The organism is Stenotrophomonas sp. PI_27 (assembly GCF_027854495.1).
Taxonomy (GTDB): Bacteria; Pseudomonadota; Gammaproteobacteria; order Xanthomonadales; family Xanthomonadaceae; genus Stenotrophomonas; species Stenotrophomonas pavanii.
In genome coordinates, this window is record NZ_JAJNOF010000027.1 from 1 (window position 1) to 17007 (window position 17007).

General features: G+C 63.8%; 12 protein-coding genes. 5 read left to right on the forward strand and 7 right to left on the reverse strand.

Annotated elements, in window-relative coordinates; all coding sequences use genetic code 11:
* Nucleotides 1-51: 51 nt before the first annotated feature.
* From LRM18_RS20110 to sucC, 3 genes are all read right to left on the reverse strand, one after another.
* The gene (locus tag LRM18_RS20110) at nt 52-1686 is read right to left on the reverse strand and encodes an NAD+ synthase (protein ID WP_270955362.1); all 1635 of its coding nucleotides are present in this window, start codon (nt 1684-1686) and stop codon (nt 52-54) included.
* A gap of 180 nt (nt 1687-1866) precedes the next feature.
* Entirely contained in the window at nt 1867-2742 is an 876-nt protein-coding gene (gene sucD / locus LRM18_RS20115) for a succinate--CoA ligase subunit alpha (protein ID WP_005418610.1), read from the reverse strand.
* A gap of 24 nt (nt 2743-2766) precedes the next feature.
* Entirely contained in the window at nt 2767-3936 is a 1170-nt protein-coding gene (sucC, locus tag LRM18_RS20120) for an ADP-forming succinate--CoA ligase subunit beta (RefSeq protein ID WP_005418614.1), read from the reverse strand.
* Between the two features lie 405 nt (nt 3937-4341).
* Here sucC and LRM18_RS20125 point away from each other — a divergent pair, with 405 nt between their 5' ends.
* Together LRM18_RS20125 and LRM18_RS20130 are read left to right on the forward strand one after the other, a co-directional pair.
* Nucleotides 4342-5955 (forward strand): ATP-binding protein, encoded by a 1614-nt coding sequence (locus tag LRM18_RS20125; protein ID WP_049471427.1) that lies wholly within the window; start codon nt 4342-4344, stop codon nt 5953-5955.
* A gap of 54 nt (nt 5956-6009) precedes the next feature.
* Entirely contained in the window at nt 6010-7383 is a 1374-nt protein-coding gene (locus LRM18_RS20130; RefSeq protein ID WP_049471425.1) for a sigma-54 dependent transcriptional regulator, read from the forward strand.
* Nucleotides 7384-7767: 384 nt separating this feature from the next.
* Here LRM18_RS20130 and pilB read toward each other — a convergent pair whose 3' ends face one another.
* The 4 genes from pilB to LRM18_RS20150 form a co-directional block, all read right to left on the reverse strand.
* Nucleotides 7768-9498, reverse strand: coding sequence for a type IV-A pilus assembly ATPase PilB (gene pilB, locus LRM18_RS20135; protein ID WP_103282481.1), 1731 nt, complete (start codon nt 9496-9498; stop codon nt 7768-7770).
* Nucleotides 9499-9512: 14 nt separating this feature from the next.
* Nucleotides 9513-12596 carry a spermine synthase gene (locus tag LRM18_RS20365; RefSeq protein WP_270955363.1) on the reverse strand — a complete coding sequence of 1028 codons (3084 nt, stop codon included), beginning with the start codon at nt 12594-12596 and terminating at the stop codon, nt 9513-9515.
* Between the two features lie 176 nt (nt 12597-12772).
* The gene (locus tag LRM18_RS20145; protein ID WP_080355531.1) at nt 12773-13195 is read right to left on the reverse strand and encodes a pilin; all 423 of its coding nucleotides are present in this window, start codon (nt 13193-13195) and stop codon (nt 12773-12775) included.
* Nucleotides 13196-13434: 239 nt separating this feature from the next.
* The gene (locus tag LRM18_RS20150; RefSeq protein ID WP_049466052.1) at nt 13435-13851 is read right to left on the reverse strand and encodes a pilin; all 417 of its coding nucleotides are present in this window, start codon (nt 13849-13851) and stop codon (nt 13435-13437) included.
* Nucleotides 13852-14204: 353 nt separating this feature from the next.
* Between LRM18_RS20150 and LRM18_RS20155 the strand changes: the two genes are divergently transcribed.
* From LRM18_RS20155 to coaE, 3 genes are read left to right on the forward strand one after another with little or no spacing between them, the layout of a single operon-like run.
* The gene (locus LRM18_RS20155) at nt 14205-15464 is read left to right on the forward strand and encodes a type II secretion system F family protein (RefSeq protein ID WP_088476218.1); all 1260 of its coding nucleotides are present in this window, start codon (nt 14205-14207) and stop codon (nt 15462-15464) included.
* An 8-nt stretch (nt 15465-15472) separates the two neighbouring features.
* Nucleotides 15473-16336, forward strand: a complete 864-nt coding sequence (locus LRM18_RS20160; RefSeq protein WP_049416956.1) for an A24 family peptidase — start codon at nt 15473-15475, stop codon at nt 16334-16336.
* A gap of 11 nt (nt 16337-16347) precedes the next feature.
* Nucleotides 16348-16959, forward strand: coding sequence for a dephospho-CoA kinase (coaE, locus tag LRM18_RS20165; RefSeq protein ID WP_270955364.1), 612 nt, complete (start codon nt 16348-16350; stop codon nt 16957-16959).
* Nucleotides 16960-17007: the final 48 nt, after the last annotated feature.

The window sequence follows — 17007 nt, forward strand, 5'->3', positions numbered from 1 at the left end:
GCGGGATACGGGTTGCCGGCCAGCGGCCGGCACTACCTGCCGACGGCTACCTCAGCCCTCGTAGCCGTTGCTGATCGGATAGCGACGCTCGCGGCCGAACGCCCGGCGCGAGACCTTCGGCCCCGGCGCGGCCTGGTGCCGCTTCCACTCGCTGATGCGCACCAGGCGCAGCACGCGATCGACCACGGCCGCGTCGTAGCCGGCGCCCACGATCTCCGTGCGCGACTGCTCCTGGTCGATGTAGCGGTACAGGATGCCATCCAGCACGTCGTAGGCCGGCAGCGAGTCCTGGTCCAGCTGGTTCTCGCGCAGCTCGGCCGATGGCGGGCGGCTAATCACCGCCGGTGGAATCACCGGTGCGCCGCCCACGGTATTGCGCCACTTGGACAGGCCGAACACTTCGGTCTTGTACAGGTCCTTCAGCGGCGCATAGCCACCGCACATGTCGCCGTAGATGGTGGCGTAGCCGACCGCGTACTCACTCTTGTTGCCGGTGGTCAGCAGCAGGCCGCCGAACTTGTTGGCCAGCGCCATCAGGATCACGCCGCGGCTGCGCGATTGCAGGTTCTCTTCAGTCACGTCCGGCGCGCTGCCTTCGAACATCGGCGCCAGCGATTCCATCAGGCCCTTGAACGCCGGCTCGATCGACACGGCCTCAAGCTTCACCCCCAGCGCCCGGCACTGCTCGGCGGCCAGGTCGTTGGACAGGCCGGCGGTGTAGCGCGACGGCAGGCGCACGGCGGTCACGTTCTCCGCGCCCATCGCATCCACGGCCAATGCCAGCACCAGGGCCGAGTCGATGCCACCGGACAGGCCCAGCCACACCTTCTTGAAGCCGTTCTTGCGGCAGTAATCCTGGATGCCGCGCGTCACCGCGCGCCAGGCCAGCGCGTCCATGCTTTCGTCGCCGTCGTCCATCCACACGTGCGGCATGAAGCGGCGGCTGTCGCCGTCGTACTCCACCACCAGCCACTGGTCGACGAAAGCGGCGGCGGCCGGGTGCACCGTGCCATCACCGTCGGCCACCACCGAGGCGCCATCGAACACCAGCGCGTCCTGGCCACCGACCACGTTGAGATAGGCGATCGCCGCCCCGCTCTCGCGGGTTCGTGCGGCCAGCACAGCATCACGCTGGGCGTGCTTGCCACGCTCGTACGGCGAAGCATTGGGCACCACGACCAGCTGCGCACCGGCGCGCACGGTGTCGGCCAGCGGTTCGGCAAACCACAGGTCCTCGCAGATCAGCAGCCCGACCGGAATACCGTTGACCTCGAACACGCAGCTGCCGCCATCCGGATCGACGTCGAAGTAGCGGCGTTCATCGAACACGGCGTAGTTGGGGAGTTCGCGCTTGCGATAGGTCTGCTCCACCAGGCCATCACGCAGCACGCTGGCGGCGTTGTAGACCACCGCGCCAGCCGCCTGTGGCCAGCCAACCACGGCGGTGATGCCACGGCAGGCGGCGGCGATGCGGGTCATTGCCTGCTCGCACTCGTACAGGAAGCCCGGGCGCAGCAGCAGGTCTTCCGGCGGATAACCGCTCACCGCCAGCTCGGGGAACATCACCAGCTCGGCGCCGTACTCGTCGCGCGCCTGGCCGATCATCTCGATGATGCGCTCGGTGTTGCCGGCGACATCGCCAACCGGGAAGTCGAACTGCGCCATCGCGATACGGATCGAAGCCATGGGATTCCAGCCTGTGGTTGCAATGCCGCCATTGTAACGCCGGGGTCAGATCCCTTTTGCACAGCAAAAGGGATCTGACCCCACGCCAGACGCAGAAAGGCCGCCCGGAGGCGGCCTTTCTGTTTCAAGCAGCCGGCCAGCGGCCGGCGCTACAGCGTCGTCTGCCGGAGGCAGTCGATCTTATTTCACCAGCTTGGCGATGGCAGCGCCCAGGTCGCCCGGCGAACGGACGGTGACGACGCCTGCGGCTTCCATCGCGGCGAACTTGCCTTCGGCAGTGCCCTTGCCGCCCGAGGCGATCGCACCCGCGTGGCCCATGCGCTTGCCGGCCGGAGCCGACGCACCGGCGATGAAACCGACGACCGGCTTCTTCACGTGGTTCTTGATGTACTCGGCGCCGGCTTCTTCGGCGTCACCGCCGATTTCGCCGACCATGATGATGCCTTCGGTCTGCGGATCTTCGTTGAACAGCTTCAGGCAGTCGACGAAGTTCAGGCCGTTGATCGGGTCACCGCCGATGCCGATGCAGGTGGACTGGCCCAGGCCGACTTCGGTGGTCTGCTTGACCGCTTCATAGGTCAGGGTGCCCGAGCGCGACACGATGCCGATCTTGCCCGGCTTGTGGATGTGGCCCGGCATGATGCCGATCTTGCACTCGCCCGGAGTGATGACGCCCGGGCAGTTCGGCCCGATCAGCACGGTGTCCGGGTAGGAGCGGGTCAGCACGTTCTTGACGCGCAGCATGTCCAGCACCGGGATGCCTTCGGTGATGCAGACGATGACCTTGATGCCGGCAGCCGCGGCTTCCAGGATCGCGTCGGCCGCGAACGGCGGCGGCACGTAGATGACCGACGCGTTGGCGCCGGTGCTCTGCACGGCGTCGGCAACGGTGTTGAAGACCGGCAGGTCGATGTGGGTGGTGCCACCCTTGCCCGGGGTCACGCCGCCAACAACCTGGGTGCCGTACTCGATCATCTGAGTGGCGTGGAAGGTGCCCTGCTGGCCGGTGAAGCCCTGCACGATCACCTTGGTGTTCTTGTTAATCAAAACAGACATGGGAATTTCCTTCGGTGTCGTGGATCAGGCGGCGTTCTTGACCGCTTCAACGACCTTCTTGGCGCCGTCGTTGATGTTGTCAGCCGGGATGATGGCCATGCCGCTGTCACGCAGCAGCTGCTTGCCTTCTTCCACGTTGGTGCCTTCCAGGCGCACCACGACCGGAACCTTGACGCCCACTTCCTTCACGGCGGCGATGATGCCTTCGGCGATCATGTCGCAGCGGACGATGCCGCCGAAGATGTTGACGAAGATGCCTTCGACCTTGTCGGAGGACAGGATCAGCTTGAACGCTTCGATGACGCGCTGCTTGTTGGCACCGCCGCCCACGTCCAGGAAGTTCGCCGGCTCGCCGCCGTTGAGCTTGATGACGTCCATGGTGGCCATGGCCAGGCCGGCGCCGTTCACCATGCAGCCGATGTTGCCGTCCATGGTGACGTAGTTGATGTCCAGCTCCGAAGCGGTCACTTCGGTTTCATCTTCCTGGGACTTGTCGCGCATGGCGACCAGTTCCTTGTGGCGGAAGTTGGCGTTGTCGTCGCTGTTGAACTTGCCGTCCAGCGCGTACAGGTTGCCATCGTCCAGGATCGCCAGCGGGTTGATCTCAACCAGCGCCAGGTCCTTTTCGTTGAAGATGCGGTACAGGTTCACCATGATGTTGGCGAACTGGCCGGCCTGCTTGGCGGTCAGGCCCATCTTGAAGCCGATGTCACGGCCGTGGTAACCCTGCACGCCCTCGACGAAGTCCACGTTCAGGGTGTGGATCTTGTCCGGGGTCTCGGCAGCGACCTGCTCGATTTCCATGCCGCCTTCGGAAGAGGCGATGTAGCTGATGGTGCGGGTGCCGCGATCCACCAGGACCGACAGGTACAGCTCCTTGACGATCTCACCGGCGGTGGTCACCAGCACCAGGTTGATCGGCAGCTCGACGCCGGCGGTCTGGTAGGTGGCCATCTTGGTGCCGAGCATCTTGGCGGCTGCGGCCTTCACGTCGTCGACGGTCTTGCAGAACTTGACGCCGCCAGCCTTGCCGCGGCCGCCAGCGTGGATCTGCGCCTTGACCATCCAGGGGCCCTGGCCCAGCGACTGGGCGACTTCAACCGCCTCGTCCGGGGTCGCCGCGACCTTGCCGGCCGGGACCGGGATGCCGTATTCGGCAAGCAGTTGTTTTGCCTGGTATTCGTGGAAATTCATGCGTCACCGTGGGAATAGGAACGACCGCACGCAATTCCTCAGGGCCCCTGGAAGAGGCACCGGCACGGACCGCGGCGGGCCCACTATTGTGGCCGAGCCGGCGCCGGGGCGCAAAGAAGTCTGTACAAAACGCCACACCCGGCCAGATTTCCGCCGTCATTCAGGCAGTTGCGCCCGGGCGCACGCTGGCTACCGGTATCCATCCCGGGCCAAATGCGCGATCCGAACCGCGCCGGCGGCGCCCTGCCGGGGGCCCTATACTGGTCATCCAGGGTGTGTCGCGTCGGGGTTGCTCGACCGCGTCCCCCAGGCCACATCGAAGCGACGTGCCCGCCCGGCCTCAGGGGACGCCGGGCAGGCCCGCCGCAGATTCCAGACCCAGGCAGCCAGAAGGGGAGTTCCGGCGTGTCACCCAGCGCTTCATTGATCGACCGCATCGAATCGATTCCGCGGCGTGAGCTGTATTTCTTCGCGCTGTACCGGGTGCTGATCGCCTCGGTCATCGCCGCCCTGCTCTACAGCCCGCTGTCGGCCATGGTCGGCGAAGCGCACCACCCGCGGCTGGCCGACACCGTCGCGGCGATCTACCTGGGATTGTCGCTGCTGGCGCTGGTGATCGGCCGCAACGAACGCTGGCTGCGCCCGATCGTGGTCAGCGGCGTGCTGGTGGACATCGTCGCCGCCACCCTGCTGTCACATGCCCTGCCCGGTGCCAGCGCCGGCATCTCGATGTCGCTGCTGTTCAACATCGCCGCCGCCGCCACCCTGCTCCCGCTCAGCCTGGGGCTGGGCCTGGCGCTGGCCGCCAGCCTCGCCACCGGCGTCGAATACACCTGGAAGCTGCTGGAAGGCGGCGACCCCACCCGTACCCTGGCCGAACTGGCGATGTTCGCCACCAGCTACCTGGCCCTGGCCTTCATCAGCTACCAGGTCGGCAGCCGCGCGCGCCGCAACCAGCAACTGGCCAACCAGCGCGGCGACGAAGTGGCCAACCTGTTCCAGATCAACGAGCTGATCATCCGCCGCATGCGCACCGGCGTGCTGGTGGTCGACGCCGACAACCGCGTCACCCTGGCCAACGAGGCGGCCTCGATGCTGCTCGGTGACAGCGACGGCAGCGGCGAAAGCGGCCGCCTGGACCTGGCCAGCGCCGCCCCGGAACTCGCCCGCCGGCTGCAGCGCTGGCGCAACGGCTGGGCGCAGGACGAACTGCCGCTGCAACTCAACCCCGACCAGCCCGAAGTGCAGCCGCGCTTTGCCCGCCTGCTGGCCGGCAGCGACCTGGCCCTGGTGTTCCTGGACGACTCCAGCGTGGTCTCGCGCCGCGCCGAATCGCTCACCCTGTCGGCGATGGGCCGCTTCTCGGCCAGCCTCGCCCACGAGATCCGCAACCCACTGGCCGCGATCAACTACGCGGTGCAACTGCTGGAAGAAGGCACCGGCTTCAACGAAAGCGACCGCCGCCTGCTGCAGATCATCCGCCAGCAGTGCCAGCGCACCAACGGCATCGTCGAAAGCGTGCTGGGCCTGGCCCGGCGCGAGCGCGCCACGCCCGAGAACGTCGACCTGGCCGCCTTCGTGCGCCGCTTCGTGCTGGAGTACAAGCAGGGTCAGACGCTGGAGACCGACAGCATCGAGCCGATCATCAGTGACACCTCCGTGCTGGCCCAGGTCGACACCAAGCACCTCTACCAGGTGCTGACCGTGCTGGTGCACAACGCGCTGAAATATGGCCGCATCGGCCAGCAGCCGGCACGGGTGCGCCTGCGCGTGGCGCAGCACGAGCGCAGTGCGGTCATCGACGTGATGGACCGTGGCCCCGGCATTCCCGAGAGTGTGGCCGCACAGTTGTTCCGGCCGTTCTTCACCACCTCCGAGCACGGCACCGGGCTGGGCCTGTACATCGCCCGCGAGCTGTGCCGGGCCAACCAGGCGCGGCTGGACTACATCCCGGTTCCGGCCGGTGGCTCCTGCTTCCGCCTGGTGCTGCCCGGCCCGCATACCCTGCTGCCGAGCTGATTCCGTGCGTCAAACATTTGTCGCTTCCAGCCCCCTCGTTTATCTTCTCCGCCCATGAACGAAACCCGCAGCGCCCTCGTCGTCGACGACGAACGCGACATCCGCGAACTGCTGGTACTGACGCTCGGCCGCATGGGGCTGCGCATCAGTACGGCAGCCAACCTTGCCGAAGCGCGCGAACTGCTGGCCAGCAATCCGTACGACCTGTGCATCACCGACATGCGCCTGCCGGACGGCAACGGCATCGAGCTGGTCAGCGAGATCGCCCACCACTACCCGCGCACGCCGGTGGCGATGATCACCGCCTTCGGCAGCATGGACCTGGCCGTGGAAGCGCTGAAAGCCGGCGCCTTCGACTTCGTCAGCAAGCCGGTGGACATCGCCGTGCTGCGCGGCCTGGTCAAGCACGCGCTGGAACTGAACAACACCGAGCGCCCCGCGCCCGGCCCCGCCGCCGAACAGGGCGCACGCCTGCTCGGCGATTCGCCGGCCATGGACGTGCTGCGCACCACCATCGGCAAGGTCGCGCGCAGCCAGGCGCCGGTCTACATCCTCGGCGAATCCGGCGTGGGCAAGGAGCTGGTCGCACGCACCATCCACGCCCAGGGCGCCCGCGCGGCCGGCCCGTTCGTGCCGGTCAACTGCGGCGCGATTCCCGGCGAGCTGATGGAGAGTGAATTCTTCGGCCACCGCAAGGGCAGCTTCAGCGGCGCCCACGCCGACAAGCCCGGGCTGTTCCAGGCCGCGCACGGCGGCACCCTGTTCCTCGACGAAGTGGCCGAGCTGCCCCTGCAGATGCAGGTGAAGCTGCTGCGCGCGATCCAGGAGAAGTCGGTGCGCGCGGTGGGCGCTGCCACCGAAGAACCGGTGGACGTGCGCATCCTCTCGGCCACCCACAAGGACCTGGCAGAACTGGTCGAGGACGGGCGCTTCCGCCACGACCTCTACTACCGCATCAACGTGATCGAACTGAGGGTGCCGCCGCTGCGCGAGCGTCGCCAGGACCTGCCGGAACTGGCCGCATCGGTGCTGGCACGGCTGGCCCGCAGCCATGGCCGCCCGACGCCGCTGCTGGCGCCGTCGGCGTTGGACGCGCTGGCCCAGTACGCCTTCCCCGGCAACGTGCGCGAACTGGAGAACATCCTGGAACGCGCGCTGGCACTGGCCGAGGAAGACTGCATCGGCGCCGACGACCTGCGCCTGCCGCAGCATGCCCCGCGCACGCCCGGCAGCGCAGCGCCCGCCGAGGCCGTGGTGGACCTGCAACCCGGCAGCGCCGCCCTGCCCTCGTACATCGAACAGCTCGAGCGCAGCGCCATCCAGCGCGCGCTGGAAGAAAACCGCTGGAACAAGACCCGCACCGCCGCGCAGCTGGGCATCACCTTCCGCGCGCTGCGCTACAAGCTGAAGAAGCTGGGGATGGAGTAAGCACAGGGCCCGACGCGGGCCCACCAACGGGTAGTGCCGGCCGCTGGCCGGCAACCTCATGGATCGCACATCCACGCATGGCGTGGATCAACCCACCAAATGGTAGTGCCGGCCGCTGGCCGGCAACCTCATGCATCGCGGCATCCACGCATGGCGTGGATCGACCCACCAAATGGTAGTGCCGGCCGCTGGCCGGCAACCTCATGCATCGCGGCATCCACGCATGGCGTGGATCGACCCCCCAAATGGTAGTGCCGGCCGCTGGCCGGCAACCTCATGCATCGCACATCCACGCATGGCGTGGATCGACCCACCAAATGGTAGTGCCGGCCGCTGGCCGGCAACCTCATGCATCGCGGCATCCACGCATGGCGTGGATCGACCTCAATCCTTGGTAACGCGGTTGATCTCGGCCAGGCTGGTGATCCCGGCCGCCGCCTTCTTCAACGCCGACTGGCGCAGGTCGTTCACCCCGATCTGCTGCGCGGCCTCGGCAATCTGCAACGCATTGCCACCGGCCAGCACGATCGTGGCGATCTCGTCGGTCATCGGCATCACCTGGTAGATACCGGTACGGCCCTTGTAGCCCTCGGTGCATTCGTCACAGCCGACCGCCTCGTACAGCTCGATACCCGCATCCAGCTGCGCCTGGGTGAAGCCTTCAGCCAGCAGCGCGTGCTCCGGCAGGTTGGCCGGGCGCTTGCAGTTGTTGCACAACCGGCGCGCCAGGCGCTGGGCAATCACCAGCGTCACCGAGCTGGTGATGTTGTACGGCGCAATGCCCATGTTCATCAGGCGCGCGATGGTCTGCGGCGCATCATTGGTATGCAGCGTGGACAGCACCATGTGGCCGGTCTGGGCGGCCTTGATCGCGATCTCGGCCGTCTCCAGGTCGCGGATTTCGCCGACCATGATGATGTCCGGATCCTGTCGCAGGAACGAGCGCAGTGCCGCCGCGAAGGTCATGCCGCGCTTGTTGTTCTGCTGCACCTGGTTGACGCCGGGCAAGCGGATTTCCACCGGGTCTTCGGCGGTGGAGATGTTGCGCGTCTCGTCGTTGAGGATGCCCAGCGCGGTATACAGCGACACCGTCTTGCCCGAACCGGTCGGGCCGGTCACGAGTACCATGCCGTAGGGCTTGTGGATGGCGTCCAGGAACAGCTTCTGCTGGTCCGGCTCGTACCCCAGCTTGTCGATGCCCAGCTTGGCCGCGCTGCCGTCCAGGATACGCAGCACCACCTTCTCACCGAACAGGGTCGGCAGGGTGCTCACGCGGAAGTCGATCTGCTTGGTCTTGGACAGGTTGAGCTTGATGCGTCCGTCCTGCGGCACGCGCTTCTCGGCGATGTCCAGCTGCGCCATCACCTTCAGGCGTGCGGCGATACGCTGGTTCAGCTTCACCGGCGCGCGCGCGACCATCTTCAGCAGGCCATCAATGCGCAGGCGCACGCGGTAGTCGTCTTCATAGGGCTCGAAGTGGATGTCCGAGGCGCCCTTGCGGATCGCGTCCACCAGCACCTTGTTGACGAACTTCACCACCGGGGTGTCGTCGCCCTTGGCGTCGATGCCGGAGTCACCGCCCCCGGAAATGTCCTCGTCACCGCCGGACACATCCAGGTTGCCAATGCCATCGTCGTCACCGCCCAGCGCGTCGCCCAGCGTGTCATGGCTGGCATGCCACTGCTCGAGCGTGCGGCGGATCTGGTCCTCATCGACCAGGATCGGCTCCACCACCAGATTGGTGTGGAACTTGATCTCGTCCAGCGAATGGGTCGGGTTGCTGGTGCCCACGAACAGCTTGCCGCCGCGCTTGAACAGCGGCAGCACGTTGTGCTTGCGCAGCAGCTCCTCGCTGACCAGGCTCATCGCGTTCTGGCTGGCGTCGAACGTGGACACGTCGAACAGCGGCATGCCGAACTCGACCGCGTTGGCCGCCGCCAACTGGGCCGCCCCGACCACCTTGTTCTGCGCGAACCAGGTCGGCAGCGGCTGGCGGGCCGCAGCGGCCTTGGCCATGGCGTCACGGGCAGAAGCCTCGTCCAGGGCGCCATCCTGGACCAGGCGACGGGCCAGGCCGGTGATGCCGACGAGATTGGCGGTGGTTACGGCGTTCATCCCAGCTACTCCAACTAATGATGGGCACTTTCCGAGTGAGAGCTTACGCGTTTGCGCTCTGTTTGGTCGCTACCCGCCACCGGGACACCCTGACCGGCGGCCATGGTAGTCAGCAGTCGCAACGTCGTGCTTGCCTGTGCCTGCGGCCCCAGCCCTGTCCAGTAGTGCTCAATGAGTAGCCCAGAGACCTTGGGATCGCCAACCAACAGAGCAGCGTACTGCATAGCTCCGAAGACGTAGTGCCCAGCCACATTGTCAGCCTGCAACGCGAGCCCATCAGGCCCATCCAACAGAAGCTGACCGTACTTCAGGACGTCCTCGTTACGACGCTCGGCTATCGCAGCAACCAGATTAAAGGCATCGCTCACCGTGCCGGCAGGTGGAGCGCAGTTCAGCCATGACCGCTTTACCCATAGGTCGTCGAGCTCTCCCTCGTTCAAATAGGGCGCGGTCTCCACAGCAAGAGACAGTATCACTAGTGCGGGCTTTTCCTGCTCGCCACCAAAGTCACAGCGATCCGCAAAACCCTTCAAGGATTGGATCTGCAACCAATCGATGCCCGACACATCGCTAGAAGAAAGCGGCTGCCCGTTTACGATCGCTGCGTGAATCTCCCGCGCAACCCTCGCCTTCCGCACAGCCCCAAGCGGCAATCCGCCGGCGGCAATCTTCACATCGGACGACCTGGGACTGGCGCCCCCGAAATAGCGGGTCAAGCCCCAAGGAGATGAGCCGATTGCATCGAAATCAGTAACCGCAGCTCTCTCAAAACGTGCAACGGGAGCCTGCAGCCTGAGCACCGGATACATATCCGAATTGGTCCGATGCGAGTAAAGGCCAAGGTATCCCTTGAGCGCCGCCCTATTCATGACGAAGGTGTCTTGCAGATCACGAAGTGAATGAACACCGATTCGATCAAGCTCCTTTGCAATCAGAGGTTGAGCAAACACGCCGTTGCCCAACGGTGGAACCTCGCCATGGGGGGACGCAACAAGTATTAGATCACCGCTGTGCGCGAGATAGGCCTTCACGTCACTGAAGCTTCCCATCATTGCAGACAAAACGGACGCCACCAGATCAGGAGTGATCTCGTAAAGCTGCAGCCACTGCACGAACAATCCATCCTGATTGAGCTGTTTCGGAACAAACTCGTAGAACTCTTGACTGAACAGAGTCGCCGTCCCGCCAACCCAGGGATTCGAGGGCTCGGAGATGATCAGATCATACTTGCGCGACGTCGACGAAAAATAGGATTTCGCGTCATCGATGATGATTTTGGAACGCGGATCGTTAAATGCGCGTTCGACCCGACTTCCGAAGTAACGCGCCCCCTCGATCATCGCGGGCTCGATCTCAACTGTATCGACCTGATCAACCTTTTCATGCCCTAGAAGTGCATGCGTCGTCATGCCGGAGCCAAAGCCAACCACCCCGACGCGCCCGTAGTGATCCTTCATGGAAAGAGGCACAGCGGCCAGCAGCACCATCGTCAGCTCATCGCCCGTGGGCTGCTGCGCGAAATCAGTGGCCATGGCTGCATCAACCTTGCCGTTGGTAGCGATCAAACGGACGCGCGACGCTTCATCTGGTATATCAAAAACGGCGACCGTAGCGGTTTTTCCGTCCTTGAAGAAGCGCATCTGCGCGCCCTCGCTCAACGAGGTCTTGCCGGACCTGTATACCGAAGAACTCATCACCAAAGGATCAAAAGTAACGAGGCCAACAGTTGCCACAGCACCAAATAGCGCGACGACGACTGCCCGCGCGAATGCCGACAACCCGAGAATCCTAAACTTGGCCGCATGCGAGCGGATGAGCAAAAGACCCAGTGCCATATCAAGGATGGCAGCTACTGTAAGTGAGTACTTCAGGCCTACGGCGGGAAGCAGAACATGCACGGCAAGTAGGACACCGATGATGGCGCCCACGGTGTTGAACGCATATGCCTGGCCGATCGACTTCTCGCCATGGCCTTGGCGAATAAGTGCGAGCGTCAAGAGCGGCAGCGTCATACCAGCAAAGAATGCGGCCGGGAACATCACCAGCAGTGCGACGCCTGCGCTTGCAGCATTGAACAGGGCATAGCCTTCAGCACTGCGGACAATTACCCGCATCATCCAGCCGACCCACTCAAATGCATTTGCATAGATGAACATCGATGCAAGGGCAGCAATGCCCATCCAGATCTGCACCCAGCCTGCCATCGCCAGAGGGGAATCCACCCGGTCAGCCCTGTTTTTCAGCCAGAGCCCGCCCAAGGCGATGCCCAGGATGAAAGAAGCCAGCATTATCTCGAAAGAATGGATCGTTGTTCCCAATGCGAGAGACAACATCCGGACCCAGGTGATTTCATAGACGAAGGAGGCCGCTCCTGTGAGGCAGGCGACGACGAGAATGGTCCACGGCTGTGAAATGCTCTTCGCTCCCTCCGCCGCGGGGGCCGCCACCAACAAACCATCGAGCGGCGCCTCGAACTTGGTGAGCGGATAGACCATGACGGCGACAATGATGTTGATCAATCCCGCTGAAAACACCGTGCCGGGCATACCCAGAGCAGGAAGCAGCACGTATGCCGATGCAAGGGCCCCCACGGCCGCACCCATGCTGTTGGAGAAATAGAGCCCGGCAAGCACCCTGCCCTCGTTGTGAGGCTGAAGACGCATGTAGCCAGCACTCATCAACGGGAACGTCGCGCCAAGAAGGACACACTGCGGAAGCACCAGTGCGCAGGCGATCAACCACCGAGACCAGTGCGCGTGCTCTGCGCCGAGCAGGGGCATGAGCTGGTCGTAGGCCCAACCAGTAGTCAGGTGGTACGCGCCATTGAACGTCAAACCGAGGAGACCAATCACCACTTCGATGACGGCGTAGACAAGAAGCGGGCGCTGGATCAGAGCGCTCTTGCGGCTAACCAGCCACGCACCGATAGCCATCCCCCCCATGAATAGGATCAGCACCAGCGACTGCGCGTACGACGAATGCCCCAGGAACAACCCGAGGTACTGGGTCCAAATCGATTGATAGATCAGCCCGGAAAAACCGGAAAGAACAAAAATCCAAAGAAGCCAAGCCCCAATCCTGTTCTTCACTAGATACACTGCTGATTCCTTCAATTTGATCCAGCACCGCCTGCGGCAGTTTCAGCCGCAAGCAAATCGCTGTGAAAGCCTTGGGCGGACTCGCCCGTGACATGCGCGCCAAGCACGCTTCGTCCTCCTACAGACGATGGCGCTTCAACTGCTCCATCGTCGAAAGTGAAGCACAGCACGTCAGATCATCGATGCGGGCAGCCCTTCGGAGCAACTTCGGTGGGCGCGGAAGTCTCACACGCCCATATCCCCGTTGATGCGGTGTACGTAATGACCACACTTTGCGACTGGATCTTCGAGCTCACACCTGAGCTGCGGAATGTGGCGGTAATCACACACGGCGTTGCAGCAGGCGCGGCAATCCCGGCGACATACTTTCCGGACGTTACTGCGCTCACAGGAAGAGAACATGAGGCTGCAGAATTATCATTTGCGAACTGCTCCGCAATGGGCGCCTTCAGACCTCCGAGCAGCGCTATTGCCTCAGAGAACTGGCCCTTGGCCGTATAATCGTTGTACTGCGGAATGGCAACCGCAGCCAGAATTGCGATGATCGCAACCACGACCATCAACTCGATAAGCGTAAAACCGGCGGCTTGATTTTTCATGGCTGCGCTCCCCAACGCGCTATGTGGTTTCTGCTATGAACGAGGGCTATCGCCCTTCATCGGGAAATAAGAATCGAGCCAATCTATCGGCACCAAAGCCACTCTCCGCTCACTTCGGGCGATGGGCGGTTACTGGCTTGGCGTGGATCTGGTTGGCCTCGCGGAAATCTTGATCACCCATGGTTCACAAACTAAAAGGCCCCGGTGAACCGGGGCCCCATTTCAGCCAATGACAGCGATTAGCTGCAGGCCTTCGGCTTGACTTCGGACGGAGCATTGGAAGCGCAGCTCCAAGCGCCGGTGCCCGGGGTGAAGGTCAAGGTCACGGTCTTGCCCGAGGCCTTCGAGTTCACACCGGTGGTGCTCATCGTGGCGACGATGCCGCAAGGCGACTTGCCGTCCGGAACGACGCTGGCAACGTACTTGCCCTTGGTCACGGCATTGGCCGGGGGCGCGCAAGAGGTCGCTGCATCGCTATCCTGTGCAAAGGCCTCAGCGATCGGGGTCTTGAGACCGGCAGCCAGGGTGTAGGCTTCGGTCATCTGGGCGCGGGCGGTGTAGTCGTTGTACTGCGGAATCGCGATGGCCGCCAGAATGGCGATGATGGCCACAACGATCATCAGTTCGATCAGGGTGAAGCCTTGCTGCTTGTTCATTTTGGTACATCCCCAAGTAGTGGTGGTTGATGTCAGTAGCGCAGGATCGGACCGACCTCGGTCGGGTGAGCGGCCCCTGCACTCTGCGGGTGGATCAACGCAGGTTGCGTGCCAACCCCGGCACGCCTCCCCCTGAATTCCCCCGACCAATGATGGCAGCAATTTTCGGGATGGGAACCCCCCCTTGTGGGGAATCTGCGACGGAGACGGCAATGTGACGCAATGCGTCACCTTTTGCCGCCCCCGGCCACGAATTCGCACTTCAGCCCGTTTGGCGGCTGCCAAGAAGCCGATGAACCGGCTACCATCGTCAACAAGATGCCTGCCTGGGGATGGCAGGCCGGGGAGCCAACATGTCAGTCAGCCGTAGTGCTATCAAGAAGGAACCCGTGGCGCGAAATACCACGGAGCTGCAGTCGTTTGTCTGGGTGGGGACCGACAAGCGGGGCGTGAAGATGAAAGGTGAGCAGTTGGCGAAGAATGCCAACCTGCTCCGTGCGGAATTGCGCCGTCAGGGCATAAATCCGGGCCAGGTCAAACCGAAGTCCAAGCCCATGTTCGGTGCCGCAGGGAGCCGGGTTACTCCCAAGGACATCGCGTTCTTCAGTCGCCAGATGGCAACCATGATGAAGTCCGGCGTCCCGATCGTGTCGGCGCTGGACATCATAGGAAGCGGGCATAAGAACCCCCGCATGAAGAAGATGGTCGACGGCATTCGTACCGACATCGAGGGCGGCTCCTCGCTCTACGAAGCCGTCAGCAAGCACCCCGTCCAGTTCGACGAGCTCTATCGAAATCTGGTTCGCGCAGGCGAGGGAGCGGGCGTACTCGAGACCGTACTAGATACGGTGGCTACATATAAAGAGAACATCGAAGCCCTGAAGGGCAAGATCAAGAAAGCACTTTTCTACCCGGCCATGGTGATCGTGGTGGCCCTACTGGTCAGCTCGATCATGCTGATCTTCGTTGTTCCGCAGTTCGAAGAGGTGTTCCGCGGCTTCGGTGCCGAACTGCCTGCGTTCACCCAACTCATAGTGAGCCTGTCGAGATTCATGGTGTCTTGGTGGTGGCTGATGGCCATTGTCGCAGGCGGCTCGATCATCGGCTTCACCATGGCATACAAGCGCTCTCCAAAGATGCAGCACACCATGGATCGCTTGATCCTGAAGGTGCCTGTGATCGGTCAGATCATGAACAATAGCGCCATAGCTCGCTTCGCACGCACCACCGCTGTGACGTTCAAGGCCGGCGTACCACTTGTAGAGGCTCTCGGAATTGTCGCTGGCGCTACGGGCAACAAGGTGTACGAGGAAGCCGTGCTGCGGATGCGCGATGACGTCTCGGTTGGCTATCCCGTCAACATGGCAATGAAGCAGACCGCGCTCTTCCCGCACATGGTCATCCAGATGACCGGCATCGGCGAAGAAGCCGGCGCACTGGACTCCATGCTGTTCAAGGTTGCCGAGTATTATGAACAGGAGGTCAACAATGCCGTGGATGCGCTGAGCAGCCTGCTCGAACCGATGATCATGGTCTTCATCGGTATCGTCGTTGGCGGTATGGTCATCGGCATGTACCTGCCCATCTTCAAACTCGGTGCCGTCGTCGGCTAAAGGTATCAATGGCATTTCTCGACCAGCATCCCGGCCTCGGCTACCCCGCCGCGGCCGCCCTGGGGCTGCTGCTGGGCAGTTTCCTCAACGTCGTCATCCTGCGCCTGCCCAAGCGGCTGGAGTGGCAGTGGAAGCGCGATGCGCGCGAGGTCCTGGAAGAACCGGACTTCTATGAACCCCCGCCACCGGGGATCGTGGTCGAGCCCTCGCACTGCCCGCACTGCAAGCACAAACTGAGCTGGTACGAGAACATCCCGCTGTTCAGCTGGATCATCCAGGGCGGCAAGTGCCGCCATTGCAAGGCGCCGATCTCGCTGCAGTACCCGCTGGTCGAGGCGCTGACCTCGGTGCTGGTGCTGGCCTGCGTCTGGCAGTTCGGCTTCGGCTGGCAGGGCTTCGGCGCCATCGTGCTGACCTGCTTCCTGATCGCCTTGTCCGGCATTGACCTGCGCACCCAACTGCTGCCCGACCAGTTGACCTTGCCACTGATGTGGCTGGGCCTGATAGGCAACATCGACAACCTGTACATGCCGGCCAAGCCTGCCTTGGTCGGCGCGGCGGTGGGCTATCTGTCGCTGTGGATGGTCTGGTGGCTGTTCAAGCAGCTGACCGGCAAGGAAGGCATGGGCCACGGCGATTTCAAGCTGCTGGCCGCCCTCGGCGCCTGGTGCGGGTTGAAGGGCATCCTGCCGATCATCCTGCTGTCGTCGGTGCTGGGCGCCATCATCGGCTCGATCTGGCTGTACACCCGGGGCCGTGACCGCGCCACGCCGATCCCGTTCGGCCCCTACCTGGCCATCGCGGGCTGGCTGTACTTCATGTGGGGCGCGCCCGTGGTGGAGCAGTACCTGGTGATGAGCGGACTGCGCTGAGGGGAATCCCCATGAGCCGGTATGTGGTTGGCCTGACCGGTGGCATTGCCGCCGGCAAGAGCGAGGTGACCCGGCGCTTCGAGGCGCTGGGCATCGTGGTGGCCGACGCCGACCTGGCCGCCCGTGCGGTGGTTGCTGCCGGCAGCCCCGCCCTGGGCCGTATCGCCGAGCGCTTCGGCGCCGGCATGCTGCAGGCGGATGGCAGCCTGGACCGGGCGCGCCTGCGTGCCCATGTATTCGCCGACCCGACCGAACGGGCCGCGCTGGAAGCGATCACCCACCCGGCCATCCGCCTGCTGATGCAACAGCAGTGCGCGCAGGCCACCAGTCCCTATGCGATTGCCGCCATCCCGCTGCTGACCGAGGTCGGTGGGCGGCAGGCCTACCCGTGGTTGGACCGGGTATTGCTGGTGGACGCGCCCGAAGCCGTGCAGCATGCCCGGCTGATGCAGCGCGACGGCATCGACGCCGCGCTGGCAGACAAGATGATCGCCGCCCAGGCCAGCCGCACGCAGCGGTTGGCGCTGGCCGATGATGTGGTGGTCAACGATGGCCACCCCGAGGACCTGCAGGCGCAGGTGGAAGCGCTGCATGAGCGCTATCTGGGGTTGGCTGGGGGTTGAGGCCTGGTTGCCGGCCAGCGGCCGGCACTACCAAAGCGAATCCACGCG